Source organism: Streptomyces sp. NPDC004542 (assembly GCF_040610035.1).
In the GTDB taxonomy this organism is placed as follows: Bacteria; Actinomycetota; Actinomycetes; order Streptomycetales; family Streptomycetaceae; genus Streptomyces.
Map to the genome: position 1 here is coordinate 1 of NZ_JBEXLP010000071.1, position 24040 is coordinate 24040.

30 protein-coding genes and 2 pseudogenes are annotated in these 24040 nt (G+C 71.1%); 18 read left to right on the forward strand and 14 right to left on the reverse strand.

Annotated features, from left to right (window positions below; translation table 11 throughout):
* Nucleotides 1–103: 103 nt before the first annotated feature.
* Nucleotides 104–898 (forward strand): SGNH/GDSL hydrolase family protein, encoded by a 795-nt coding sequence (locus tag ABZX30_RS28740; protein ID WP_355938448.1) that lies wholly within the window; start codon nucleotides 104–106, stop codon nucleotides 896–898.
* A 219-nt stretch (nucleotides 899–1117) separates the two neighbouring features.
* On the opposite strand, the gene ABZX30_RS28745 is transcribed toward ABZX30_RS28740, so the two are convergent.
* Entirely contained in the window at nucleotides 1118–2305 is a 1188-nt protein-coding gene (locus ABZX30_RS28745) for a tyrosine-type recombinase/integrase (protein WP_355938450.1), read from the reverse strand.
* The gene (locus ABZX30_RS28750; protein ID WP_355938452.1) at nucleotides 2298–2858 is read right to left on the reverse strand and encodes a helix-turn-helix transcriptional regulator; all 561 of its coding nucleotides are present in this window, start codon (nucleotides 2856–2858) and stop codon (nucleotides 2298–2300) included. The genes ABZX30_RS28745 and ABZX30_RS28750 overlap by 8 nt, the downstream gene beginning before the upstream one ends.
* Nucleotides 2859–2986: 128 nt before the next feature.
* On the opposite strand from ABZX30_RS28750, the gene ABZX30_RS28755 reads away from it, so the two are divergent.
* The 12 genes from ABZX30_RS28755 to ABZX30_RS28810 all read left to right on the forward strand — a co-directional run bounded on the left by ABZX30_RS28755 (nucleotide 2987) and on the right by ABZX30_RS28810 (nucleotide 12932).
* On the forward strand, nucleotides 2987–3196 hold the full coding sequence (locus ABZX30_RS28755; RefSeq protein ID WP_355938454.1) for a DNA-binding protein: 210 nt from the start codon (nucleotides 2987–2989) through the stop codon (nucleotides 3194–3196).
* Nucleotides 3193–3438, forward strand: coding sequence for a DNA-binding protein (locus ABZX30_RS28760; protein ID WP_355938456.1), 246 nt, complete (start codon nucleotides 3193–3195; stop codon nucleotides 3436–3438). Before ABZX30_RS28755 ends, ABZX30_RS28760 begins: the two co-directional genes overlap by 4 nt.
* A complete protein-coding gene (locus tag ABZX30_RS28765; protein WP_355938458.1) occupies nucleotides 3435–4028 on the forward strand; it encodes a hypothetical protein in 594 nt (197 codons plus the stop codon). Before ABZX30_RS28760 ends, ABZX30_RS28765 begins: the two co-directional genes overlap by 4 nt.
* A gap of 65 nt (nucleotides 4029–4093) precedes the next feature.
* Entirely contained in the window at nucleotides 4094–5212 is a 1119-nt protein-coding gene (locus tag ABZX30_RS28770) for an AAA family ATPase (protein WP_355938460.1), read from the forward strand.
* A 302-nt stretch (nucleotides 5213–5514) separates the two neighbouring features.
* Entirely contained in the window at nucleotides 5515–5763 is a 249-nt protein-coding gene (locus ABZX30_RS28775; protein WP_355938462.1) for a hypothetical protein, read from the forward strand.
* Nucleotides 5760–6071: a hypothetical protein gene (locus tag ABZX30_RS28780; protein WP_355938464.1), complete on the forward strand. Its 312-nt coding sequence runs from the start codon at nucleotides 5760–5762 to the stop codon at nucleotides 6069–6071. The genes ABZX30_RS28775 and ABZX30_RS28780 overlap by 4 nt, the downstream gene beginning before the upstream one ends.
* The gene (locus tag ABZX30_RS28785) at nucleotides 6068–6319 is read left to right on the forward strand and encodes a hypothetical protein (protein ID WP_355938465.1); all 252 of its coding nucleotides are present in this window, start codon (nucleotides 6068–6070) and stop codon (nucleotides 6317–6319) included. Before ABZX30_RS28780 ends, ABZX30_RS28785 begins: the two co-directional genes overlap by 4 nt.
* On the forward strand, nucleotides 6316–6987 hold the full coding sequence (locus ABZX30_RS28790; protein WP_355938467.1) for a hypothetical protein: 672 nt from the start codon (nucleotides 6316–6318) through the stop codon (nucleotides 6985–6987). Before ABZX30_RS28785 ends, ABZX30_RS28790 begins: the two co-directional genes overlap by 4 nt.
* Nucleotides 6984–7787: a hypothetical protein gene (locus ABZX30_RS28795; protein ID WP_355938469.1), complete on the forward strand. Its 804-nt coding sequence runs from the start codon at nucleotides 6984–6986 to the stop codon at nucleotides 7785–7787. The genes ABZX30_RS28790 and ABZX30_RS28795 overlap by 4 nt, the downstream gene beginning before the upstream one ends.
* A 298-nt stretch (nucleotides 7788–8085) precedes the next feature.
* Nucleotides 8086–8472 (forward strand): hypothetical protein, encoded by a 387-nt coding sequence (locus ABZX30_RS28800; protein WP_355938471.1) that lies wholly within the window; start codon nucleotides 8086–8088, stop codon nucleotides 8470–8472.
* Nucleotides 8469–8828, forward strand: a complete 360-nt coding sequence (locus ABZX30_RS28805) for a hypothetical protein (RefSeq protein ID WP_355938473.1) — start codon at nucleotides 8469–8471, stop codon at nucleotides 8826–8828. The genes ABZX30_RS28800 and ABZX30_RS28805 overlap by 4 nt, the downstream gene beginning before the upstream one ends.
* Before the next feature lie 57 nt (nucleotides 8829–8885).
* Nucleotides 8886–12932: a hypothetical protein gene (locus ABZX30_RS28810; protein WP_355938475.1), complete on the forward strand. Its 4047-nt coding sequence runs from the start codon at nucleotides 8886–8888 to the stop codon at nucleotides 12930–12932.
* Between the two features lie 771 nt (nucleotides 12933–13703).
* Here the strand turns inward: ABZX30_RS28810 and ABZX30_RS28815 are convergent.
* The 9 genes from ABZX30_RS28815 to ABZX30_RS28855 all read right to left on the reverse strand — a co-directional run bounded on the left by ABZX30_RS28815 (nucleotide 13704) and on the right by ABZX30_RS28855 (nucleotide 17338).
* On the reverse strand, nucleotides 13704–14009 hold the full coding sequence (locus ABZX30_RS28815; RefSeq protein WP_355938477.1) for a hypothetical protein: 306 nt from the start codon (nucleotides 14007–14009) through the stop codon (nucleotides 13704–13706).
* Between the two features lie 408 nt (nucleotides 14010–14417).
* Nucleotides 14418–14798 carry a hypothetical protein gene (locus ABZX30_RS28820; protein ID WP_355938479.1) on the reverse strand — a complete coding sequence of 127 codons (381 nt, stop codon included), beginning with the start codon at nucleotides 14796–14798 and terminating at the stop codon, nucleotides 14418–14420.
* Complete coding sequence (locus ABZX30_RS28825) at nucleotides 14795–15181, reverse strand: hypothetical protein (RefSeq protein WP_355938481.1); 387 nt, start codon at nucleotides 15179–15181, stop codon at nucleotides 14795–14797. The genes ABZX30_RS28820 and ABZX30_RS28825 overlap by 4 nt, the downstream gene beginning before the upstream one ends.
* Nucleotides 15178–15471: a hypothetical protein gene (locus ABZX30_RS28830; RefSeq protein ID WP_355938483.1), complete on the reverse strand. Its 294-nt coding sequence runs from the start codon at nucleotides 15469–15471 to the stop codon at nucleotides 15178–15180. The genes ABZX30_RS28825 and ABZX30_RS28830 overlap by 4 nt, the downstream gene beginning before the upstream one ends.
* Nucleotides 15468–15656 (reverse strand): hypothetical protein, encoded by a 189-nt coding sequence (locus ABZX30_RS28835; protein ID WP_355938485.1) that lies wholly within the window; start codon nucleotides 15654–15656, stop codon nucleotides 15468–15470. Before ABZX30_RS28835 ends, ABZX30_RS28830 begins: the two co-directional genes overlap by 4 nt.
* A complete protein-coding gene (locus ABZX30_RS28840; RefSeq protein WP_355938487.1) occupies nucleotides 15653–15949 on the reverse strand; it encodes an HNH endonuclease in 297 nt (98 codons plus the stop codon). Before ABZX30_RS28840 ends, ABZX30_RS28835 begins: the two co-directional genes overlap by 4 nt.
* Nucleotides 15946–16311, reverse strand: coding sequence for a hypothetical protein (locus ABZX30_RS28845; protein ID WP_355938489.1), 366 nt, complete (start codon nucleotides 16309–16311; stop codon nucleotides 15946–15948). The genes ABZX30_RS28840 and ABZX30_RS28845 overlap by 4 nt, the downstream gene beginning before the upstream one ends.
* Nucleotides 16308–16838 carry a hypothetical protein gene (locus ABZX30_RS28850; RefSeq protein WP_355938490.1) on the reverse strand — a complete coding sequence of 177 codons (531 nt, stop codon included), beginning with the start codon at nucleotides 16836–16838 and terminating at the stop codon, nucleotides 16308–16310. The genes ABZX30_RS28845 and ABZX30_RS28850 overlap by 4 nt, the downstream gene beginning before the upstream one ends.
* Nucleotides 16835–17338: a hypothetical protein gene (locus ABZX30_RS28855; RefSeq protein ID WP_355938492.1), complete on the reverse strand. Its 504-nt coding sequence runs from the start codon at nucleotides 17336–17338 to the stop codon at nucleotides 16835–16837. The genes ABZX30_RS28850 and ABZX30_RS28855 overlap by 4 nt, the downstream gene beginning before the upstream one ends.
* Before the next feature lie 300 nt (nucleotides 17339–17638).
* Between ABZX30_RS28855 and purB the strand changes: the two genes are divergently transcribed.
* Both purB and mug read left to right on the forward strand, forming a co-directional pair.
* Nucleotides 17639–19081: an adenylosuccinate lyase gene (purB, locus tag ABZX30_RS28860; RefSeq protein ID WP_355938494.1), complete on the forward strand. Its 1443-nt coding sequence runs from the start codon at nucleotides 17639–17641 to the stop codon at nucleotides 19079–19081.
* Nucleotides 19078–19626: a G/U mismatch-specific DNA glycosylase gene (mug, locus tag ABZX30_RS28865; protein ID WP_355938522.1), complete on the forward strand. Its 549-nt coding sequence runs from the start codon at nucleotides 19078–19080 to the stop codon at nucleotides 19624–19626. The genes purB and mug overlap by 4 nt, the downstream gene beginning before the upstream one ends.
* 4 nt (nucleotides 19627–19630) lie before the next feature.
* Here mug and ABZX30_RS28870 read toward each other — a convergent pair whose 3' ends face one another.
* Both ABZX30_RS28870 and ABZX30_RS28875 read right to left on the reverse strand, forming a co-directional pair.
* The gene (locus ABZX30_RS28870; RefSeq protein WP_355938496.1) at nucleotides 19631–20074 is read right to left on the reverse strand and encodes a hypothetical protein; all 444 of its coding nucleotides are present in this window, start codon (nucleotides 20072–20074) and stop codon (nucleotides 19631–19633) included.
* Nucleotides 20075–20115: 41 nt separating this feature from the next.
* Nucleotides 20116–20280: pseudogene (locus ABZX30_RS28875) on the reverse strand (ABC transporter permease); the annotation flags it as partial.
* Between ABZX30_RS28875 and ABZX30_RS28880 the strand changes: the two are divergent.
* Nucleotides 20277–20732 (forward strand): annotated as a pseudogene (locus ABZX30_RS28880) (two-component sensor histidine kinase); the annotation flags it as partial. The pseudogenes ABZX30_RS28875 and ABZX30_RS28880 overlap by 4 nt on opposite strands.
* Before the next feature lie 160 nt (nucleotides 20733–20892).
* Nucleotides 20893–22050, forward strand: a complete 1158-nt coding sequence (locus tag ABZX30_RS28885; RefSeq protein WP_355938498.1) for an ROK family transcriptional regulator — start codon at nucleotides 20893–20895, stop codon at nucleotides 22048–22050.
* A gap of 111 nt (nucleotides 22051–22161) precedes the next feature.
* On the opposite strand, the gene ABZX30_RS28890 is transcribed toward ABZX30_RS28885, so the two are convergent.
* Entirely contained in the window at nucleotides 22162–22923 is a 762-nt protein-coding gene (locus tag ABZX30_RS28890; protein WP_355938500.1) for a GntR family transcriptional regulator, read from the reverse strand.
* Between the two features lie 267 nt (nucleotides 22924–23190).
* On the opposite strand from ABZX30_RS28890, the gene ABZX30_RS28895 reads away from it, so the two are divergent.
* Nucleotides 23191–24021 (forward strand): alpha/beta fold hydrolase, encoded by an 831-nt coding sequence (locus ABZX30_RS28895; protein ID WP_355938501.1) that lies wholly within the window; start codon nucleotides 23191–23193, stop codon nucleotides 24019–24021.
* Nucleotides 24022–24040 lie beyond the last annotated feature (19 nt).

Below are 24040 nucleotides of genomic sequence, written 5' to 3' on the forward strand. Positions count from 1 at the left end.
CGTCGGGGGTCTGCGCGCGGGGGCCGGGGGGGGCCGGGGGCCGGGGCCCCCGGCGGGGCCCCCCGACCGGCGGGTAGGGAGCCGGGATAGCATCGCTGTCGCCATGCAGACGAATGCCGCGCCCCCTCCCGCACACACCAGCCTCGTCGCCGTCGGGGACTCCTTCACCGAAGGCATGTCGGACCTGCTGCCCGACGGCTCCTACCGGGGCTGGGCCGACCTCCTCGCCGCGCGGATGGCCGCCCGGAGCCCCGGATTCCGGTACGCCAACCTCGCGGTGCGCGGCAAGCTGATCGGACAGATCGTCGACGAGCAGGTACCCGTGGCGGCCGCCATGGGGGCCGACGTGATCACGCTGGTGGGCGGTCTCAACGACACGCTGCGGCCCAAGTGCGACATGGGACGGGTACGGGGGCTGCTCACGGAGGCCGTGGAGCGGCTGGCGCCCTCGTGCAAGCAGCTGGTGCTGATGCGCAGCCCCGGCCGGCAGGGTCCGGTCCTCGAGCGGTTCCGGCCGCGGATGGAGGAGCTGTTCGCCTGTGTCGACGAGCTCGCCGCACGGCACGGCGCGCTGGTGGTCGACCTGTACGGGGCGCCCTCACTGGCCGACCCCCGGCTGTGGGACGTGGACCGGCTGCATCTGACCGCCGAGGGGCACCGCCGGGTCGCCGAGGCCGTCTGGCAGACGCTCGGCCTCGAAGCCGAGGACCCGGAATGGCGGACTCCGATGGCGGCCACCGTGCCGCCGGGCTGGGTCACCCGGCGCATGGCGGACGCACGGTTCGCCCGGCAGCACCTGCTGCCCTGGATAGGGCGGCGGCTGACCGGCCGCTCCTCCGGCGACGGCCTCCCCGCCAAGCGGCCCGAGCTGCTGCCGTACGAGGGCCCGGCCCAGTAGCGTCCCCGCGGCCACCCGGGTGATCGCACACGGACGTGCCGGCCACGACCGGTGACGCGAGCGGCGTGACCTGGGTCTCGTAGCTTCCGCCGAACCGGACCGTGGCGCTGGCCTGCACGAATCGCCAGTAGAATCCGTACACTGTTCTGCCTTGCGATGATTCACCGCAGGTCAACAGGTGTTTTCTCTGGACTAGCGGAGATCGTTTCTCACGATCTCTCACACGGGGGTCTTCTGCTCACCTCCGTGGAAGCTGTCCCACGCTGCCGCCGCGGCCCTCATGTCCTCGGCCGCCACGTGGACGTACTTACGCTTGGTGAACGAGGCGTTCGTATGCCCCGCCCACGCGGCCAGGACGACGTCGGGGACGCCGTTGACGGCCAGGTAGGTGAGGCAGGAGTGCCGGGCGTCGTACAGACGAACCTGCCGCAGGCCGATCCTGCGCATCGCCCGGTACGCGTGCTCTCGCAGCTGCCGCGTGTTCACCGCCATGCCCAGCTCGTTGACGACGACGTACCCGGTATCGGTGTACGCCTCCCCCGCGGCCAGCTTCTCCCGGGCCTGCTGAGCACGAAGCCGCTTCAGCGCCTCCAGCGCCCTCGATGGCAGCGGCAGAACGCGCTCCCCAGCTGCCGTCTTCGCATCCTTCTCCAGCACCTTGACGTTGCCGACCATCGTCCGGGTGTTCGTCATCTCCAGCGTGCCCAGCTGCAAGTCAATGTCCGCCCATCGCTGACCGCACACTTCGGCTGGCCGCAGGCCCATCAGGGACAGCAGCATCGGCGCGTACAACCGATCGCCCTCGATGCCTTTGATGAACCGCTGCACCTCCTCGACCGTCCACGGCTTCGGCCGGTCCCGCTCCCGCTTGTCCGTCTTCTTGTCGGCCAGCGCGACACGGACGTGCATGGCAGGGCTGACGGCAATGAGTCGGCGGACCACAGCCCGGCTGAGCGCCTCCCGCAGCCTGGTCAGGACACCCTCGACATAGGACACGGCGAGCCGTGAGCCGGGGGCACCGCCCTTGCGGCGGCCGCTGGCCACCAGGCCGTCAATGAAGTCCCGAACATGGTCCTCGGTCAGTTCCTGCAGTCGGATGTGCCCGAGGCGCTCGCGCACGTGGACCAGGGCGAGCCGGTACGTGCGGATCGTCGTCTCCTCGACGTCCCGCCGCTTGAACTCCAGCCACTCATCCAGCCACTCCCCCAGCGTGATCTTGTTGGGGGCGATGAAGGTACCCGCGGACCGCTCGGCGATGATCCGGGCGCACTCCTCCTTGACCTCGGTCTTCGTGTCCCGCGTGATCGTGAGCTGAACCCGCTTGCCGTTCTCGTCGCGGCCGGCGTCGACAACCGCGCGATAGCGCACCTTGCCACTCTGCAGGACGATCCGCTTCGGGTCAGGCATCGTCGCTCTTCCTGTCCTCCCACGGCGCCGGGTCGGTTCGCTTGACGACGTCCAGGTCGACAGCGCCCCAGTCGGCCAACTGCTCGAAGAACTGCCGCTTCGCCTGCAGTCGCTCCGGGCTGCGCTCGTACAACCACTGCGGTCGGCCGTACAGCTGGTGCTCGACCATCTCCCTGCGCTCGGCCCCCTCTGAGAATCGGAGCGGGCGCTCGCCGTTCGCCCACGACCAAGCGTCGCCAGCAGACACGGTGCCCCCGCCCGTCACCTCCACGGGGTCGCTGCTCCTGTCCGTGAGCGGCAGCAGCAGCGCCGACGGGCTGACGCCGAAAGCGACGGCGAGAGCAACGAGTTCGTCTGCGGTGACGACGCGTTCGCCCTTCTCCATGCGCGTGATCCCCGAAGCGGGGATGCTACGGCCGGCGCGCTCAAGCTCGCCGGACAGCTGACGGGTGGTGAGTCCTCGACGTTCGCGCAAGCGGGCGATGTTCGCCGCGACGGCCTGTCCGGTGGGGCCTACCTCGATAGCGCGACGCCCGCGCTGCTGCTCTGCCATAGGAAGCAGGTTAAGCAACAGCTCTGACCTTGTTGCACAGCCGGTCTGGGGTGCTAGAGTCTCCATGGGTGCATTCTAGGAACAGATGATGCACTTTAGCAACGAATGATGCTGAAAGGAGGGTTCGCGTGCAGGAAGAGTTCCTGTCACCGAAGCAGGTCGCCGAGCAGTACCCCGTCCTCGGGTCGACATCGGCGCTCGCAGAACGGCGCTGGCGGGGCGAAGGCCCCGCGTACCTGAAGACCGGGAGGGGACGCGCTGGCCGCGTGTTCTACCGGCGCAGCGCCATCGAACAGTTCCTCGCCGAATGCACGGTCACCCCGGGGAGGGCAGCGTGAAGAAGCCGTCTCAGCCCACGCTCGCCGAGGTCCGCAAGTGGCCCGCCACGGTCAGCGTGACCGAAGCCGCCCGCGCGATCGGCTGCAGCCGGGCCCATCTGTACGAACGCGTCAAGCGCGGCGACAGCCCCGTCAAGACGATCCCTCTCGGCACGCGGCACGTAGTCATCACCGCAGACCTGGTCCGCCTGCTGTCCGGCGAAACCCACAAGACGCCGGAGGGGGAGACGGAAGCCGCATGACCACGGACGAGAACGGCCCCCAGGTGCTGGAATCACCTAGGGACCGTGGAAACCTCGCGGCGGGCGAAGCTTCGCCCATCGTAGAGCAGGTGCGGCGCCGACGCGAAGCCGCCGGACGGTGCGAACCGCTCGACTGCGGCCACCGGGATCCCCTCGACTGCACGGCCGCGGGCTGCGGCCAGGACGACCGGACTACTGATCCGGTCACCGCCCCCGAAGTGGAGCCGGGAGAGTTCGCCGCGCTGTGGGCCAACGCCAAGACCGCATGGCTCGACCGGGACTTCCCCAAGTACGGCAGCCCCGAATGGGTGGCCCTCGACCCCGACGACCCCCGTCGGTTGGCAGGCGCCCTCGAGGCCGCCGAAATGTGGCGCAAGTACGGCGACGAGGAAGAGCTCATCACCTGGCTGAAGCAGCTGGGACGGACGCCCAACCTCGTCGGGCACCGCAGCCGAGCAGAACTCGACCGGCTCGCCAAGCCTCAGCCCCCGCACCAGTTGCAGGCCACGCCCGGCTGGCCGCCCATCCGCGTACCGGGCCAGCCCGGCCGGTACCTCACGCACCGCGACACCCACCAGGAGGCCGCGTGACTCACCCCGATATGTGGCCCCCGGGCTGGGAGGGAGGTGTACCCGATGAGCCCCGCCTCACCGTCGTGCAAGGAACCGAGCAGCTGCAGCCGCAGAAGCGTGGTCTGCTGCTGCGGCCCGCCTCCGGAATCAAGATTCGCCCGGTCCGCTGGCTGTGGGACACGACCCCCGAGGGCGCGACGCCCACGTCGCACGGCCGGATCCCAATGCACTCCCTCGTCCTCGCGGCTGGCGGGCCCGGACTCGGCAAGTCGCAGTATGCGGTCTGGCTCACCGCCCAGATCACCCGCGGCCTGCTGCCCGGGGAGCTGTACGGCAAGCCCCGGCCGGTCATCTACGCGGCGGCCGAGGACTCGTGGGCGTACACCATTGCGCCCCGGCTCATCGCGGCCGACGCCGACATGGAACTCGTCTTCCACGTCAGCGTGCAGGACGACGAGGAGCCGCACGCGCGCCTCTCCCTCCCCGTAGACACATCGCTCCTCGGCAAGGAGGCCGAAGCGCACAGCGTCGCCCTGCTCGTCATGGACCCGCTGCTGTCGTACATCGACAAGACCATCAACGACTACCGGGCCGCTGAAGTCCGGCAGGCGCTGGAGCCCCTCGTCGACGCAGCCGACCGGCACCGGTTCACAATCCTCGGCCTGGCCCACTTCACCAAGGCCGGCGGCTCTGATCCCCTCGCCCGGGTGGCCGGGTCGGGCGCCTTCGGGCAGCTGATCCGCTGCCTGATCGCGTTCGCCCGCCACGAGGACGAGCAGGGCGACGAGCGCCTCGTCATGTCGCTGGAGAAGAACAACCTCGGACGGCTCGGGCTGCCCTCCCACGAGTACGCGATCCAGCCGGTGACCATCGACACCCCCGAAGGGCCGTCCTACGTCTCCCGGTTCGTCCTCGGCGACGAGGTCACCACCTCCGTCAGGGAGGTCATGCGCAACGAGAACGAACCCGACGTCGGCCGCGAGGAGACCAACGAGGCAGCCGTGTGGCTGCGCGAGTACCTCACCGACCTCGGCGGCGAAGCGGACGCCAAGGAGATCAAGCAGCACGCCAAGGAAGCAGGGTTCAGCGCATCCGCCATGGACCGCGCCAAGAGGCGCCTGAAGCTCACCTCGACCAACCTCGGCTTCGGGAAGGAGAAGCGCGCCATCTGGTCCCTGCCGACGTCCCTAGACACACGCTGACGTGATTGACGGGATTGACGGGATTGGGCCTGACCTGCGGTTCCACAAGATCAGGGGGGTGACGAGATTGACGAGATTGAGTGACGAGATTGACGGCCCAATTTCACCAATCTCGTCACCCCGACTCCCAATCTCGTCACCAATCTCGTCACTACAAAACAGCAGGTCAGATCCAATATCACCAATTTCATCACCTCCCAGCGTGTGTAGAGAGACGAAGCAGTCGGCCACGAGCCGACCGGAGCCCCCCACTTCCTCCCGTTGCTGCCCTCTCTGGCAGCCACCACAGACCAGGAGTCACCGTGAAGTTCACAGCAGGAAGCCCCCTCTCCCTCACAGCCGCATCCCCCGGCACCGTTGTGAAGATCTCCGACCTGCCCAACGACACGTTCCCCGTCGTCGCTTGGGCGGTCGTCTGCAGCTACGTGGACGCTGACGGCATGGACACCGACGTCCAGCCCGTGTTCGTGGTCAACGGCCACGCCCTCACCACGTTCGAGTGGTACCGGACTGAGGGTCCGGAGCGCGGCGTCACGGTGGTGACCGAGTGACCTCCCACGTGGATCAGCAGGTGCAGGCCGCGATAGCCGCGGCGAGGAACAAGCGGCAGCAGCAGAGGCAGCAGCGGGCCGAGCTCGACGCCAACCGGCAGGCCGGCGTCGCGGCACGGCACAGGGCGAAGCTGAAGCGGATCTACTGCGGGCAGTGCGCCCGCCCGCAGCGGCGCGGCACCTACCAGCGGTGCCCGCTCGGCTGTGGCACGGCCCTCTGCCGCAAACGGGCGTCCTGCGGCAACAGCCACCTCGACCAGTGCCCCCGCCGCCGCGGCGTCCCCAGCATCCCGGGGGAGGACGCATGACGACCGAAGCCCAGTACCTGCGGACAGCGGCCCTCGCCACCGCGGCGGCCCTCCGCGACGACGAGACCGGTCTCCGGCTCCTCCTGCACACCCTGCCGCCCGAGATGGTCATGGCCGCCTGTGAAGGCTCCATCCTCGCCATGGCCGGCCTCATCCGCGAAACGTTCCCCCCTCACGCCGTTCAGCGGGCCATCGACGAAACCCAGGAGATCGCCCGCACCGCAGCAACCGAAGGAAGCACCTCATGACCCGCGAACAGATCATCACCGCGTACAACGCCAAGCTCGACCGCATCCAGGCAAGCCGCTCCTACAGCGACCACGCCAAGCGGGTGCTCGCCGCGAAGGCGTACAAGGAAGCTCAGCAGGCTGTCGAGCAGCTCGCCGCCGCCGAGACGCAGCAGATCCGCGACCGGCGGGCCGGCCTCCAGCGGCACATGTTCGGGCACGCCGACAGCAGCGACCCCAACACGCTCCTCGCCCGCCGCGGCGCCACCGACCGGGCCAACGAACTCGACGACCCGCGCACCGCGCAGACGGCGCTCCAGAACGCTCTGGAGCAGGGCGACGGCATCCTCGCCCAGGCGATCGCCAAGCGCGCCAACGAGTGGGGCTGGAGCGACGTCCTCAACGCCTACGCCGACGCCCGGCCGCACTTCCGGCGGTCCGTCGAGGAGTTCAACGCCCTGCCCGACCCCGACAGCAGGGAATACCAGCTCGCCCACAGCTTCGGGTCGATGGTGCCCACCCCGCCCGGCATGGCCACGGCCAGCCCGTGGGAGCTCGACCGGCTCGCCCAGACCGCCCTGGACGGCGAGGAGCCCGCCCGGCCCGCCTTCGGCAGCGGCTACAGCCCGCGCCTGGCCGACGCCGACGCGCAGGCCGCCGCCGCCACCTTCGGAGGGGAGGTCGCGTGACCACGCACCTGCAAGCCGTCGAGGCCGCCGAGCGGCGCCGCCTGGTCATCCCCAAGCCCGTGCAGAAGGCAGCGGCCGTCCGCGACGCCGTGGCCCGCGCCCAGCGTCTCGCCACCCCGGCCCGGCCCGCGCTGCCCACCGACCCGGCCGGCGTCGAGCAGGCCATCGCCGAGTACGCCCTGCAGATGCAGCAGGCCGCCCTCACCCGCACGGCCGCCGCCCAGTTCGCCGACGACGCCGAGCAGGCCTACGCCGCTGCTGTGGCCGACGCCGTGCCCGACTGGATCTCCGGCATGAACGAAGAGTTCCAGGCCCTCACTGCGGCTCTCGCGCAGGCCGCCGGGCAGCTGCCCGACGACGTGCGCACCGAGCGGATCACCTGGACGGACACGGCCGTCACCGCCCCCTACCAGCGGGCGGAGGCAGCGGCGGTACAGCTCGACCAGCTGGTGGCCGACCGCAACACCATCGCCCGAGCAGGCGGCCACGACGGCGGCCAGGACAACGCCCTGTACGCCATCGCCTACCTGCCCGAGCCCACCGTCGAGGAGGTGATGGCAGGCAGGTGGAAGGAGCTCGCTCCACTGCTCGCCGAGTGGCGGGAGCTCAAGCACCAGCCTGTCGCCCGATGGGTGCACCTCGTGCGCGCCGAGCCCATCACCCTGAGCCTGGCCACACCGGGTCAGGTACGGGAGCGGGCCGAGCAGGTGCAGGCATGGCGGGACGCCGAGGTCACCAGGCTCCACGGAGGCAGGCTGTCGTCTGCCCTGTCACGCGTGCAGCGGTCGCTGGCAGCGTGACCCATGAACTCGGCGTCAACGGCACTCAGGTTCGCAGGCATGACGATCACTGAGACCGATGGTGCGGCGCTCTCGGGCTACCAGCCAAGCCGCACCAGCGCCGACCGCCCCGGACGGCCGCGCGTCGTCCGGGGCACCCGCTCGACCCTGGGGGGTGGGGGCCTACCGGCCCCTGCGGGGATCGGCAAGGTATAGCCCCTGACTGTGGCCGAACCCTGAAACGCTCCCTAGACCCCCGCTGACCTGCGGGAATGCCCAACGCCTTGACAGTCTGTCAGGGACCTAGGAGGTACCGACCATGACCCATCTGAACATCGCCGCAGGTCAGAGCGCTGCATCCGTAACGCCCGTGCCCGTCGGCCTGGACGAGTCGGGCACCCGACTGTGGGAGTCGGTGGCCGGCGACTTCGACCTGGACGTGCACGAGCAGCTGCTGCTGCTGCAGGCGTGCCGTACAGCGGACCTGTTGGACCGGCTGGCCCGCCGGGCGGAGGGCGCGGAGCTGACCGTGTTCAACGCCAAGGGGGAGCAGGTGACGGCCCCTTGGATCACGGAGCACCGGCAGCAGTCTCTGGTGCTGGCCCGGCTGCTGGCTTCGCTGCGGATGCCGTCGGGCGAGGAGGACGGCCGGCCGCAGCGTCGCGGTGCTGCCCGCGGCTCCTACGGTGTGCGGTCCGTCTCGTGAAGCGCCGTCTGTCGGCTTCCGGGGGCGTGCCGGAGGAGCTGGCCCGCTACGACTGGCGGGACTGGCGGCCGGAGCCGGAGCCGGATGATCTGGCGCCCTGGTACAGCTGCTGGTACCTGGGGCTGTTCGACTGGCGGCAGGCCCGGCGGGCGTGGGCCGCCGAGCGGGGTGTCGATGAGCGCGCCCTGCCCGAGCGGGTCACCCCTCCAGAGCCCGACCTGCTCACGGCTTCGAAACCTGAGCCCGGCCAGGTTTCGAATACGAGCCCGGTCCGGGAGGAGCCGGGGCAGGGCTCCCGCCCCAGGGTGAACCGCGGCACGACCGTGCACCGGTCCCGGCCGATCAAACTGCGTTAACGATCTTCTCTCGACCCTTTCAGGCCCGCGCCGAACGGACTGCCGAAAGGGGCAGCCATGGCTATCAGCGTGGGATCCGTCGAGGTCGACGTCATCCCGAACACCAGGAACATCTACGCCCGTATGCGTGCGGGCCTTGAGCCGGCCGCTTCCCGGGTCGGCGACGAGATCGGCCGGGTGATCGGCCGGTACGTGCAGGCCGGTCTTCAGGGTGCTGTCCGGGACGGCATCCAGAACGGCGGCCGTCAGGCGCAGGCGCCCGCGGCCCGGCAGGGCACGGCGACGGGCAGCGCGTTCGCCCGCAGCTTCAAGGGCCGGCTGGAAGCGGCGCTGCGGGACCTGCCCGAGGTACGGCTGCACGCGAACAGCTCGGACGCGGACCGTGAGATCGCGCAGATCCGCACGCAGCTCCAGGCGCTGCGGGATGTGCGGATAGGTATCGACGTGTCCGAGGCGGACGCGTTTGCGGCTATGGACCGGCTTCGAGAGCGTCTGGCCCGCCTGTCCGCGTCGGACGCGAACGTGCAGGTTCGTGTGGATGCTGGGGCCGCCTCAGCACAGCTGGCCGCGTTCCAGGCTGAGATCAACCGGCTGGACGGCCAGTCGGTCGACGTGGACGTGGACACGCACTCGGCCGCCGCGAATTTCAACGCGCTGACGACGGCGGCGATTGCGTTCGGTCCGGCCATCATCCCCGTGCTGCCGGTGGTGGCCGCGGGGCTGGGGGCGATTGCTGCGGCTGGTGTGGCTGCTGCCGCGGGTATCGGCTCGCTGGCCCTGGTGGCGGTGCCCGCCATCAAGCAGATCGGCACGGTGCTGCAGGCACAGAAGGCCGCTCAGGATGCGGCGGCGCAGTCGACGGCAACCGGCGGACAGGCTGCGGCGCAGGCCTCCTCGAGGGCTCTGCAGCTGGCATCGGCTCAGCAGGCTGTGACGGCCGCGGAGCGCAATGGGGCCCGGCAGATCGCGCAGGCGCAGGCTCAGGTGACGCAGGCCCGCCAGCAGGCCGCCCAGGTGGCGGCTCAGGCGTCCCTGAGGTCCCAGCAGGCGGCACGTGCCGTCGAGGACGCCGAACGTTCTCTCGCGGACGCCCAGAAGTCGGCGGCGCAGGCTCAGAAGGATCTGACGGCGGCCCGTGTGCAGGCCACACAGCAGCTGGAGGACCTGAACAACCGGCTCACGGACGCGAAGCTGTCCCAGCAGGACGCGGAGATTGCGCTCACCGAGGCGACCGCCCAGCGGGATGCTGTCCTGAGCAACGCCAACGCCACCGAGCTCGACAAGCGGAAGGCTCTCCTCGCCTACGACCAGGCCGTCCAGCGGGTGAAGGAACAGACGACCGAGACGCAGCGGCTGGATAAGGAGACGAAGGCCGCGAACAAGGCCGGAGTGGACGGCTCCAAGACCGTCAAGGACGCTCAGGCGCAGGTCGCCCAGGCGCAGCAGGCCGTGGCCGACAGGACGCGGGCGCTGAAGGACGCTCAGGCCGATCAGGCGCGTACCGCGCAGCAGAACGCGCAGCAGATCGCGCAGGCGCAGCAGCGGATCGCGGACGCGCAGGCGAACGTGGCGAACGCTCAGCAGCAGGCGGCAGAGCAGGCGGCGAGTGCGCAGCGGCAGCTGAAGCAGGCGCAGTTGTCGTCGGTGGGCGGCGCGAACGCGGCGGCCACGGCGCAAGCGAAGTACCAGGCGGAGCTGGCGAAGCTGACGCCGGCCGCGCGGCAGACGATGGACGCCTACCTGCATCTGCGGGACGCATTCGGCGCCTGGTCGAAGAGCCTGCAGCCTGCGGTGATGCCGCTCTTCACGCGGGCTTTGCAGGGCATCACGGGGATTCTGCCGAAGCTGACGCCGTTCGTCCTACAGGCCGCGGGCGCCATCCAGACGCTGATGGACAAGGCGTCGGCGCAGCTGAAGACGCCGTTCTGGAAGGGCTTCTACCAGGATCTGACGAAGTCGGTGAAGCCTGCGATCATCGGCTTCGGGGTGGCGTTCGGCAACGTCATGACCGGCATTGCCGGGATCATTGACGCCTTCCTGCCGCATATGGACGGCATCAGCGGCGGGATGCAGACCATCACCCAGAAGTTCGCCGCCTGGGGTAAGAGCCTGAAGGGCTCCCCGGCATTCGAGAAGTTCCTCAGCTACGCCTCGGAGATGGGTCCGGTCGTCGCTGACACGCTGGGGAAGATCGCGGGCGCTGTCCTGTCGATCGGTACCGCCCTGGCCCCCGTCTCGGGCCCGCTGCTGAAGGTGATCGGCGGCCTCGCGCAGGGCATCGGCTGGCTCGCTCAGAACGTGCCGGGCCTGGTCCCGGTCATCTACGGCCTGATCGTGGCAACGAAGCTGTGGGCGCTGGGGCAGTGGGCGGTGAACGCTGCCATGGAGGCGTTCGCGCTCATCAGCAAGGCCGGCCCGTGGGGCTGGATCATCCTCGGCATCACTGCGGTCGTCCTGGCCGTGCTCTACATGTGGAAACACTTCGACTGGTTCCGGGACGCTGTGAAGGCTGTCTGGGACGGCATCAAGGCGGGCGGAAAGGCAGTCGTCGACTGGTTCTCAGGCCCGTTCTCCGATTTCTTCACCAAGACCATCCCCAGCGTCTTCCGCTCGCTCCTGGACTGGGTGAAGCGCAACTGGCCGTGGATCCTGGGTGCGCTGACCGGCCCCATCGGGCTGGCCGTCGTGTACGTCATCAAGCACTGGGGTGCGATGCGGGACGGCATCAGCAGCATCTGGTCGTCGATCAAGCGGTGGACCATCTACCCGATCAGGGATTTCTTCACGAAGACGATCCCCGGCTGGGGAACGACCCTGAAGAACAGGATCGTCGGCGCATTCGACGAGGCACGCAAGGGCATCAAGACCGCCTGGGACAAGATCAAGGACATTGCGAAGATCCCCGTCGCATTCGTGGTCAACACGGTCTACAACAAGGGCATCCGCAAGGTCTGGAACCTGGTCACCGACGCCTTCGGCGGCAAGCACCTCGACGAGATCAAGGGCTTCGCCACCGGCGGCATCATGCCCGGCTACACGCCGGGCCGCGACGTGCACATGGTGCCCTCCACCCGCGGCCCCGTCGCCCTCAGCGGCGGCGAGGCCATCATGCGGCCGGAGTGGACCCGCGCGGTCGGGGCCGGCTACGTCAACGCCATGAACGCGGCGGCCCGCCAGGGCGGCATCGGCGGCGTGCGCTCGATGCTCGGCTTCAAGGGCGGCGGCATCTTCGACGGCATCGGCGACGTCCTCGGCAGCACCTGGGACAAGGTGAAGAAGGGAACGAAGTGGCTCGCCGACACCTTCGGCGGCGCCGTCCAGGCCGGCGTGAAGCATGTCGTCAACCCGCTGATCGACGCCATCCCCGGCGGGAAGATAGGGTTTGTCGGCCTACTGAAGAGCCTGATGAAGGATGCCGTATCCAAGCTGGTCGGTGCAGGCAAGGAGGGTGACAAGCGGTCCGCGTCGTCGATCGGCGGGGTCATCCCGAAAGGCAGCCGCCTGGCTGTCATCAGCCAGGCGCTCGCCGCTGCGCACGTTCCTCCGCCCGGCGTGCTCGCGCAGTGGCAGGCGGGCCTCAACACGCTGATCACGCGCGAGTCCGGCTGGAACCCGCGGGCGATCAACCGATGGGACAGCAATGCCAAGGCCGGTCACCCCAGCCAGGGCTTGGCCCAGACGATCCCGGGGACGTTCAACGCCTATGTCCCGAGGTCTCTGCGCAGCAGGGGCATCCTCGACCCGGTGGCGAACGTGGCGGCAGCGATCCGCTACATCGTGGCTCGTTACGGCAACATCACCAACGTCCAGCAGGCCAACGCCAACCGGCCTCCGGCCGGCTACGACAGCGGCGGGTGGATGCCACCCGGCATGAACCTCATGTACAACGGGCTCGGCCAGCCGGAGGCAGTGCTGACGCCGCAGCAGTGGTCCGCGATCCAAGGGGCCGCGGCGCGCGGGGCGGACGGCGCCTCGGGCCCGTCGCACTTCGAGGGCAACCTGTACCTCGACTCCGGCGAGTTCCTCGGCCGGGTCCGCGGGGAGGCGGAGCAGGTCATGCAGGCCGGGCAGCAGCGGCTCATCTCCGTCATCAACGCGACCTGAGAGGGGGCGGGTACGGGGTGGACAAACCATCCCGTACCCGCACTGCTCAGACACCTGCTCACGGATGCTCCGCCGCAGGTCAGGGCTGCTCAGCCACCTGATCAGGGGCTGCTCAGAGCAGTCGGTGAGCAGGCCGTGAGCAGCAGCCTGAGCGGCTGTGACCTGCGGTCGAGCAGCGTGAGCAGTCGCTGAGCAGGGTGGAGAGCAGTGGGTTTGCCCCGGTCTGTCGGGTGGTCGACGAGGGCGGCCACCCGGTCGACCGACCACCCGGAGCGGGCCGTCGACCGCCCTCCGACCACCCGACAGACCGGGGGGCAAACCCTCCCATGTCCACCCTGGCGACGTCCGTGATAGCACCGTTGCGCCGCAGGTCGTGACCGTGACGGCCACCGTGATGCACCGGTGCGTCGTCACGGTGGCCGGCCCCAGAATCACGGTCAATCACGGTGAGGGTCACGGGTCTGACCTGGATGGTCACGGTGGTCACGGAGGCCGTGACCAGGGTCGTGACGGGGTCGTGATTCCCCTGGTCGAGGCCGTGATGAGGGTTGTGATGGGTCGTTACGGCGTCACGACCTCGAGGCCCGGAATCACAACCCCGTCACGACCTCGAGGCCCGGAATCACAACCCCGTCACGACCCCCCTGGCACGCCGAAAGGCCCCCGTACCGTGCCCGGTTGCGTCGGGCACGGTACGGGGGGCCTCGGTCGTCCGTGGGGATACGCCCACGGTTCGGGGGCGGCTGTGGGGCAGAGCCTCATAGGTGCGGGCTAGTACGGCTTGTACGTCCAGCCGTGGGCCCGGTCCTTGAAGACGTCGGTGTGCCGCCACTGGCTCGAGCGCGGGTCGTTGGCGGTCGCCTCCGGCTTGAAGTCCGCCGCGGTGAGCCGACGGCGGAGCCGCTTCTCCAGACACGGGATGCACAGCACCGTGTTCGAGCGGGCCCGAGCCTGCCGGTACCAGATGTCATCCGTCGCGGCGTAGTTCTCGTAGGGGCCGCCGCAGTCGTCACAGTCGGGGCTGTTGCTGAAGCCGCCGAACGGCGTGCTCGACCAGTCTCGCCGGAACAGTTTCATGGGGTCCTCTCCGGGGCCCGGCCGTCTGCCGGACCCCTTGGGGGTAAAGGGCGGTAGGAGGTTGTCGACGGCCGCCGCGGGACGTCGCCCGAGGCGCCTTGATTTGGATCGCACGCAGGCAACTTCCCCGCCCGTCGAGGGCCGGGGCATTTGCGATGACGCTGCGGCGGAGCCGTCCTGAGGGGCGTCTGCGCAGCCGTCTGAGCAACGCAGATCCGAGGGGTGACAGATCGGTAGCACGCTGGGAGTTTCCGGCCCTCGGCGGCACGGAGTCGAAGGGATTCCACCTGCCGTTCAGGCCCTCCCATGCCCCCCTCCGGAGAGGGGGGCATTTGAGCAGCATGCTGGGACGATGCCGCCCCGCACCCCCCTCCGAAGAGAGGGGGGATTTGGGATTCGACCTGCGGCTCAGTCGGCCTTCGGGAAGGCCCGGTCGACGGCCCGGTAGATCGCGAGCACGTACTCCCGCGTGACGGGCTCGTAGAAGTCGGGCTCGGCCATCTGCGCCATCAGAACGGCGTTCTGCTGAAGGTGCAGCGACGACGCGTTGGCGATGGTCATGATGGCGAACGCGCGCACCTCCTCGACAGTCCACTCGTCGGGGTGCTTCTCTCCGTCGTAGTAGCCCGTGCCGGCGTCCTCAACGGCGGCGGCCAGCAGGTCGCGGGAGACCCGCACCCGCAGGTCGAGTACCGCGTGCGGCTCGTCGCAGGGGTCGACGATGTCGTAGTACGGCTTGACGTGCTGGTCCGCCGTACCGGCGGCCGGCCGCTCCAGAGAGATCGTCATGACTGCTTCCCCTTCTCGCTGGCCGTGGCCAGCTGCTCGCCCAGCTGCTGCACGTGCGCCAGGAACGCCTTGCCCTGGCGGATGAACTCCTCGACCTGCTCGACGTCCAACTCGACGTAGTGGCCGCCCACACCGTCCTGCGTCTCGACCACCATCAGCGGCACGTCGAGGTCGTCCTCCGGCGCCTCCGGGGAGACGATGTGGGCCTTCAGCTCCCACCGGCCGGGGTGCCCCGAGCGCTCGTCGTTGGGCGCCAGCCACGCGAACGCGGACCGGTGGAACACGTCCTCCGGCGTGCTGTCCCCGTGCTCGATGACGCACCACGGCGGACAGGTGTACGGCCGGGGAGCACTTGCGGTGCGAGCTGCGGTGTTGATGGTCATCGCTGACCCTCCTCGACCCGGTGCTCCGCGATCCACGCGGCCCGGCACTCGTTGACGACGATGATGAGTTCGGCCTCGCCGCAGCGACGGGCCGCAGCCTCCGGGCTGTGGTCGTCGCAGCACAGCAGGCAGTGCGCCCCCGTGCACGGCTCGGACTCGTTGAACGTCCACACATGGCCGTTGGCGTCGGCCCTGTACGGCGTCGGGTCGATCCAGGCGAACGGCCGGCCCGGCACCTCCGTGCGGACCAGGACGGGCGCCTGAAGGCCCGTCACGATGTCGGTGCTCATTCCCCCACCTCCAGGGAGGTCGCGCGCACGGCCCGGCAGGCGAGGAGCCGCAGCCCCTCACGGTCGCCCAGACGGTGCGCGGTCGTCATGTCGGCGAACACCGCCGGCAGGCTGTACTCAGGGCGGCGGACCGTCCGCGCGAGAGCGGCAGCCTCGGTCGGCCGGCGGACGCGGGACGCGCTCATGCGGTCAGCTCCCAACGGTCCTGCGTGAAGGTGGCCAGCAGCAGCCACACCAGCGGCCACGGCAGGCTGTCGGCCTTCGCGAGGTTGCAGCGCTCGCAGGCCAACACGAGGTTGTCGAGGTCCCAGCCCGGCCAGTACCGGTGCGGGACGTAGTGGTCGAACGTCTTCCGCCGCATCGGCCGGCGCCGGAAGTTCCGGCGGCAGTAGAAGCAGCGGCGCCCGTCCCGGGCCGAGATGGCGCACTGGAAGAACGCCCGCTGTTCCTCGGTCAGCAACTCGCGCGGGGTGCTCACGACACCTCACCCCGCAGCCGGATCGCCTCCGTCGCCAGAGCCTCGATACGGGATGCGGCCAGGCGCAGGCCCTCGGCGAGGTGGCGGCCGTCCTCGGCCTGGTAGTCGCCCTCGGCGTCCAGCACCAGGGAGATGACCGGCACCAGCTCACGGAACGGCGCCCACGACACCCACACCGCCAGCAGCGGCGCCCACTCGCGGGTCTCCGTCACCGTGCCGGTCTTCACCCGCACCGACCGGTGCGTGATGTCGTTCCGGCCGATACCGGCGCCGATCTGCCAGCCGTGGCCGATGCACCACGGCGGGCACTCGACCTCGACCAGGCCGTGATCCATCGTCTCCAGCGTCACCGCGCGGGTCACGACTCCACCCCCGCCGGGTACGCGCGGACCAGGGCCCGCTCCAGGGCCTGCATCCCCCGGTCCCGCACGGCGCTGAAGCCGCCGCGCTCCAGCCGCTCCACCATCAGCCACACCTCGCTGAAGGAAGAGCCGGCCAGCACCGCCTCAACGTCCCGGCGGATCTCCTCGACGGTGAGCGCGTCCGGGTCGCGGTCCGGGTCCGTCTCCGTGAAGCCCAGCACCAGCGCGGCGAACAGCTCCACCCGGGAAACCCGGTAGTCGAGCCGCACGACCGCGTAGGGCACCGGCGCGTCGTCGTGGACGTTCTGCACCCCCGTGGGGCCGACCGTGGGCACCGGGCCCCCGCCGCGCTCGGCGGCCGTCTCGTCGACCATCTCCAGCAGCTGCCGGAGCGCGACCTCGAGGCGGCCGATCGTCCGGGCCATCGCCCGGTCGTCCGACATGTCCAGCCGCTCGGCGGCGGCCAGGTCACGGCGGGCAGCCTCGATCCGGTACCGGTCGTGCCCGGTCAGCTCGAAGCGGCTCACGCCTGGCCCCCACGGACCCGGCGCAGCGCCTCGTCGGCCTGCGAGCGGACGGTGTCGTCGGGCAGCGTCCCGGCGAGCCGGCGCACGTCCTCGGCGAACGCGACCATCTGGTCGGCGAGCGCGAGGGCCGCCGTGCGGCCGTAGGCCGACACCTCGTAGTCGAGGTCCACGGCCAGGTACGTCTGGGCGTTCTCCTCGGAGCCCGGCCACTGCGACAGGTACACCTCGAGGGGCACCCGGTCACCGCGGGACGGGGACAGCGACATGCCCCGGTGCTCACCCTCGTGGTTGACGTCCTCGATGAACGCGACGCGCTCCGAGTGGTCCACCACGCACCACGACGGGCAGGGCACCCACGCGGTCTGGACGCTGCCCGGACGCCCGATCGCGGCGGGCACCAGCCGGAAGCCGGCCGGAAGCGCGGACTGCGCCTGGTCGGCGGCCGTCGGCTGCGCGGGGATCGTGGGAAGGGACGACTGACTGATGGCATGATTCGCCATAGCGGTTCTCCTGTTGACGCAGGTGATCCGTCAGGCCCCTTCACGGTGTTGGTAGCACCGCGTTGGGGCCGCCCCCTTTCCGGGGGCCGATGACTCCATCTAACAGCACCCGTTCCTACTTAGCAACACGGATGCGAGGGGAATTCGGAGCGTCACCGCCTCGGATGGATCCTGCGCCCGTCTCACACTCATCTCACAGACGGGCGCGCGGAGCCGCGACTACCAACGCTTTGACCTGTGCGTTCCCACATCACATGGACGGTGCGGAGCCCGTATGGACGGACGGTAAACTCCGTACACGTGACTTCTGCGCCCGCCAAGCCCCGCATCCCGAACGTCCTCGCCGGACGCTACGCCTCCGCCGAGCTCGCCACGCTCTGGTCGCCCGAGCAGAAGGTGAAGCTGGAGCGGCAGCTCTGGCTCGCCGTGCTGCGAGCCCAGAAGGACCTCGGGATCGAGGTTCCCGACGCGGCGCTCGCCGACTACGAACGCGTCCTCGACCAGGTCGACCTCGCCTCGATCGCCGAGCGCGAGAAGATCACGCGGCACGACGTGAAGGCGCGGATCGAGGAGTTCAACGACCTCGCCGGGCACGAGCACGTGCACAAGGGCATGACCTCCCGGGACCTGACGGAGAACGTCGAGCAGCTGCAGATCCGGCTCTCGCTGGAGCTGGTGCGCGACCGCACGGTGGCCGTCCTGGCCCGGCTGGCCAAGCTGGCCGCCGAGTACGGCGAGCTGGTCATGGCCGGCCGCTCCCACAACGTCGCCGCCCAGGCCACCACGCTCGGCAAGCGTTTCGCGACCGCGGCCGACGAGCTGCTCGTGGCGTACGGCCGGGTCGAGGAGCTGCTGGGCCGCTACCCGCTGCGCGGCATCAAGGGCCCGGTCGGTACCGCGCAGGACATGCTGGACCTGCTGGGTGGTGACGCGGGCAAGCTCGCCGAGCTGGAGCAGCGGATCGCCGGTCACCTGGGCTTCTCGCAGGCCTTCACCTCGGTCGGCCAGGTCTACCCGCGCTCGCTGGACTACGAGGTCGTCACCGCGCTGGTGCAGCTGGCCGCCGCGCCGTCCTCGCTGGCCAAGACCGTCCGGCTGATGGCGGGCCACGAGCTGGTGACCGAGGGCTTCAAGCCCGGGCAGGTCGGCTCCTCCGCCATGCCGCACAAGATGAACACCCGCTCCTGCGAGCGCGTCAACGGCCTGATGGTCATCCTGCGCGGCTACGCCTCGATGACCGGCGAGCTGGCGGGCGACCAGTGGAACGAGGGCGACGTCTCCTGCTCCGTGGTGCGCCGGGTCGCGCTGCCGGACGCGTTCTTCGCCCTGGACGGCCTGCTGGAGACCTTCCTGACGGTCCTCGACGAGTTCGGCGCCTTCCCGGCGGTGATCGCCCGTGAGCTGGACCGCTACCTGCCGTTCCTCGCCACGACGAAGGTGCTGATGGGCGCGGTGCGGGCCGGGGTCGGCCGCGAGGTCGCCCACGAGGCCATCAAGGAGAACGCCGTCGCGACGGCGCTGGCGATGCGCGAGCAGGGCGCCGAGCGCAACGACCTGCTGGACAAGCTCGCCGCCGACGAGCGCCTCCCGCTCGACCGGGCGGCCCTGGAGCAGCTCATGGCCGACAGGCTGTCCTTCACCGGCGCGGCGGCCGACCAGGTCGGCGTGGTGGTCGGCCGGATCGAGGAGCTCGTCAAGCGGCACCCTCAGGCCGCGAGCTACACCCCGGGGGCGATCCTCTGACCCGCTTCACCCCGGCGGAACTCCAGGCCGCCCGCGACCGTCTGGTGCCGGACGTGGTCGCGGACGGCCTGCACGTCCTGTTCTGCGGCATCAACCCGGGGCTGATGACGGCGGCCACCGGCCACCACTTCGCCCGGCCCGGCAACCGCTTCTGGCCGGTGCTGCACCTGTCCGGGTTCACGCCCGGGCTCCTGAAACCGGCCGAGCAGCGGGAGCTGCTGTCGTACGGGCTCGGGATCACGAACGTCGTGGCGCGGGCGACGGCGCGGGCCGACGAGCTGACCGCTCGGGAGTACGTCGAGGGCGGCCGGCTGCTGTCGGAGAAGGTGACGCGGCTGCGGCCCGGGTGGCTGGCCGTGGTGGGGGTGACCGCCTACCGGGCGGCGTTCGGCGACCGCACGGCCCGGGTGGGGCCGCAGGAGCGGACGATCGGGGACACCCGTGTGTGGGTGCTGCCCAACCCGAGCGGTCTGAACGCCCATTGGACGGCGGCGACGATGGCGGAGGAGTACGCCAGGCTGCGCGAGGCGGCGGCGCGCCTCTAGGGGGTCACGGCGGGTCCATGTCCGTTATCAGGGCCAGGAGTTGGAAGGGCAGCTCCTTGTCCCACCGGGAGACGCCGAGGGCGACCCACCGGCCGCGCTCCGGGGACTTCCACAGCAGCACGTCGGGAACGTGCGAGCTCAGGCTCGCCCACGGCTCCTCGACCGCCTCGCCCTCCGCGCTCCGCCGGAAGACGCTCCACAGGCTGAACGCGTCCGGCGGCCCCCACCGCTCGGTCAGCCGCTCCGCCAGGCCGTCCCGGTCGAACTCGTACTGTGTCTCGGTCTCCTCGCGCTCGGTGCCGTCGTCCTCCCAGAAGTCCACGCTGGTCTGTAATACGGCCAGGTGATAGCCGGGCCCGCTCTCGCCGTGCTCCGTCCTGCCGTGCGCCGCGGGAAACTCCCGGGTGCACAGCAGGTCGATGGCGCCGAGGTGGTGCGCGATGTCCATGCGTTCCAGTAAAGCGGGCCCCACTGACAATTGGCCCGGTGTCAGGCGTCACGCCGGTCGACGCACCATGCTCCGGCGAGGAGCGCGGCCGCCGTCCACAGCGCGGTCACCGCGAGCCCCGTCCACGGTCCGAGGCTGCCGTCCCGGTCGCCGTGCAGGACCACCTGCCCCGCCCGGTCGGGCAGGAAGTCGGCAAGACCGGCTGACCGTCGCCGTGGTGCAGGCGGGCGCCGCGCGCGCGGCCGGCGACCCGGCGTTCACCGAGCGGGCGCTGGACGCCATCGAGGAGACCGGCCGGGCCGCGCTGGAGGATCTGGAACGCGTGCTCGGCATCCTGCGGGAGTCGCGGCGGCCCGTGAGCGGCCGCCCGACCCTGACGGACGCGGATCGTCTGCTGGAGTCCGCCCGCGCCTCGGGAGCGACGGTCGACGCGGACTTCTCGGGCCCGCTGGAGACGGTTCCCGGCCCGGTCTCGCGCGAGGGCTACCGCATCCTCCAGGAGGCGCTGACGAACGTGCTCCGGCACGCGGGTTCCGTGCCCGTCCGGGTGCGCGTGCGGGTCGCCGACGGCACCCTCGGCCTGGAGGTCCGCAATCCGCTCACCACCGGCCTCCCCGACACCGGCGGGGGCAGCGGCCTGCGCGGGATACGCGGGCGCGGGACCGCACCCAGGCGGTGATCGCCGCCTACGAGTCGGGTTTCGTCGCTCCGGGCTGATCCGCCGGGCCCGCCCGGCACCCGGGCGACCGGCACTCGCCGGGGCCGGGGCCGCCGAGTAGCATCCGGCCCACACGGCGCACGAGCGGGGAGGACGGACGGTGGGGCGGCTGACCGGCGGGGATCCCTCGCTGCTGCGAAGGATCAATTCCGCGGTGGTGCTGCACGCGCTGCGTGCCACGGACTGCGCGACGCTCACCGAGATCACCCGGGTGACGGGGCTGTCCCGCCCCACCGTCGAGGGCGTCGTCGACGGGCTCATCGAGGCCGGTCTCGTCGTCGAGAAGGCGGCCGAGGAGGGCGCCGCCCGACGGCAGGGGCGGCCCGCGCGGCGGTTCCGGTTCCGCGCCGAGGCCGGGCACCTGCTGGGCCTGGAGATCGGGGCGCACCGCGTCGCCGCGCTCCTGGCCGACCTCGACGGGCGGATCCTGGGCTCCCAGGCCAAGGACGTCCCGGAGACGGCGGACGCGGACGAGCGCCTGGAGCGGCTGCGGACCGCGGTGGCCGAGCTGCTGCGGCGGGCCGGAGTCGCCCGCGGCTCGCTGCGCGCGGTGGGGGTGGGCACGCCGGGGATCGTGGAGGCCGACGGCCGGATACGGCTGGGCACCGCGCTGCCCCAGTGGACGGGCCTGCGCCTGGGCGCACGGCTCAGCCGCTCCTTCAGGTGCCCGGTCCTGGTGGAGAACGACGCCAACGCCGCCGCCGTCGCCGAGCACTGGAAGGGTGCCGCGACCGAGTCGGACGACGTCGTGTACGTGCTGGCGGGGCTGAGCCCGGGCGCCGGCTCCCTGATCGGGGGACGGCTGCACCGGGGCTACGGCGGGGCCGCCGGGGAGATCGGCGCACTGCATCTGCTGGGCCGGGAGGCGACGCCGGAGACGCTGCTGTCCACCACGCACGAGCCGCTGCACCCGCTGGACGAGCAGGCGGTCGCCGAGGTGTTCGCACTGGCGCGAGAGGGCGACCGGCGGGCGCGGGCCGCCGTCGACCGGTTCATCCAGCGGCTCGTGCACGACGTGGCGGCGCTCGTCCTCGCGCTCGATCCCGAACTGGTGGTGATCGGCGGCTGGGCGGCCGGGCTGGACGGCGTACTGGAACCGCTGCGCCGTGAACTCGCGCGCTACTGCCTGCGACCGCCGGGGGTGACGCTGTCCCTGCTCGGGGAGGCGGCGGTGGCGACGGGTGCCCTGCGGCTCGCCCTCGACCACGTCGAGGAGCAGCTGTTCGCGGTGGAGGGCACCGTCACGGCCCGGCGCTGACGGGCCTTCGTGGCGGTGCGCGCCGCGCCCCGGAGGGGTTCCGGGGCCCGACGGGTGCGGTGGTGCGCGGTCCGCTGCCGGGCCCGGCGCTCGCCCGCCCGGGAGACGGGTCTAGGAGGCCTGGCGCTCGGGGCCGTGGTCCATCTCCAGCCCGCCGGAGTCGGCGAAGGTCAGCCGGCAGGTGTCCGCGCGGTAGGTGGCGACGGAGAGCGCCGCGGTACGGCCCCGGGCGACGAAGCGGGTGGTGACGACGAGGACCGGGGCGCCGGGGAGCCGGTCCAGTTCCCTGGCGTCCTCCGCGCGGGCCGAGCCGAGTTCCACGGCGCGGTCCTGGCCGTCCAGCTCCAGGTGCTGGAGTTCGCGCAGTACGGCACGCGCGCGTGCGGCTCCGGAGGGCGCGTCGATCCCGGACAGGCCGGGGACCGAGGACGCCGGGACGTAGAGCAGTTCGGCGGCGACCGGCTGGCCGTGCGACACACGGGAGCGGCGCACGATGTGCACGGCCTCGCCGGGGCCGGTCCGCAGGGCGTCGACGACGGCGGCGGGCGGCTCGGCCTCCGCGCAGTCGACGGGCTGCCAGGCGTCGCCGGGTGCGCCCGGCCAGGCCTCCTGCTCGGTGCCCACGGCCACGCCCACGCGCGGCGGTGCCACGGTCGTGCCGACGCCGCGGCGGCGCTGGAGCCTGCCTTCCAGCTCGAGCTGTTCGAGGGCCTGGCGGAGCGTGGCCCGGGCGACGCCGAACCGGGCGGCGAGGTCGCGCTCGTTCGGCAGGATCTCGCCCACGGTGAACTCGGAGTCCAGTGCCTCGCTGAGCACGGTCTTGAGGTGCCAGTACTTCGGTTCCGGCACCGGTTCCAGCTGCGTGGTCCCCACCCTGTCCTCCGCAATCGCCGTGGCCCGCGGCGTTTTAGCGCCCTTGTTTATTAAAGGTTGTTGCACTTGTCTGCGACCATAAGACGGCCCCCACCCTTGGTCAAGACCAATCCCGACCGGCACGGGGAACGCCGAGGTGCCCGCCGCGCGGCGCGCTGCGCCGGACTGCGGCCGCCGGATCCCGCGCTTGGGGGCTACCCGTCGGTAGCGATTGCTGACAAGCTGTCTACCCACGGCGTCCAGCGAGTCCAGACGAGGAGCAGCACCATGTCCGCCACCGTCTCCTTCCCGGTCCCCTCACCGCACGGCCCGCGGACCGTGACCGTCTCCTACACGCGCGTGGGCGACGGCGAGCCGCTGCTCCTGCTGCACGGCATCGGCCACCACCGGCAGGCCTGGGACCCGGTGGTCGACATTCTCGCGACCGAGCGCGAGGTGATCGCGGTGGATCTGCCCGGATTCGGCGCGTCCCCCGGCCTGCCGGAGGGCCTGGCGTACGACCTGCCCACGACGACCGCCGTGTTCCGCGCGTTCTGCGAGGCGCTGGAACTGGAGCGTCCGCATGTCGCGGGCAACTCCCTCGGCGGCCTGATCGCCCTGGAACTCGGCCGCGAGAAGGCCGTACGGTCCGTCACGGCCCTGTCCCCCGCCGGTTTCTGGTCCGCGGCCGAGCGGCGCTGGGCCTTCGGCGTCCTGGCGGCGATGCGTCGGATCTCCCGGCGGCTCCCGCTGCCGCTGGTCGAGCGGGCGGCCCGCACGGCGGTCGGCCGGGCGGCGCTGACCAGCACGATCTACGCCCGTCCCGCCCGCCGTTCACCCGACGCCGTGGTCGCCGAGACGCTGGCGCTGGCGAACGCCACCGGGTTCGACGACACCCTGCGGGCCGGAACAGCGGTCCGGTTCACCGACGACCTCCCCGGCCTTCCCGTCACCGTGGCCTGGGGCTCCAGCGACCGGCTGCTGGTGCCCCGCCAGGGCGTCCGGGCCAAGGGCATCATCCCCCGGGCGCGGCTGGTGCGGCTGCCCGGCTGCGGCCATGTCCCGATGAACGACGACCCGGCGCTGGTCGCGCGCGTCATCCTGGACGGCAGCCGCTGACCGGCGCGGGGACCGGGCG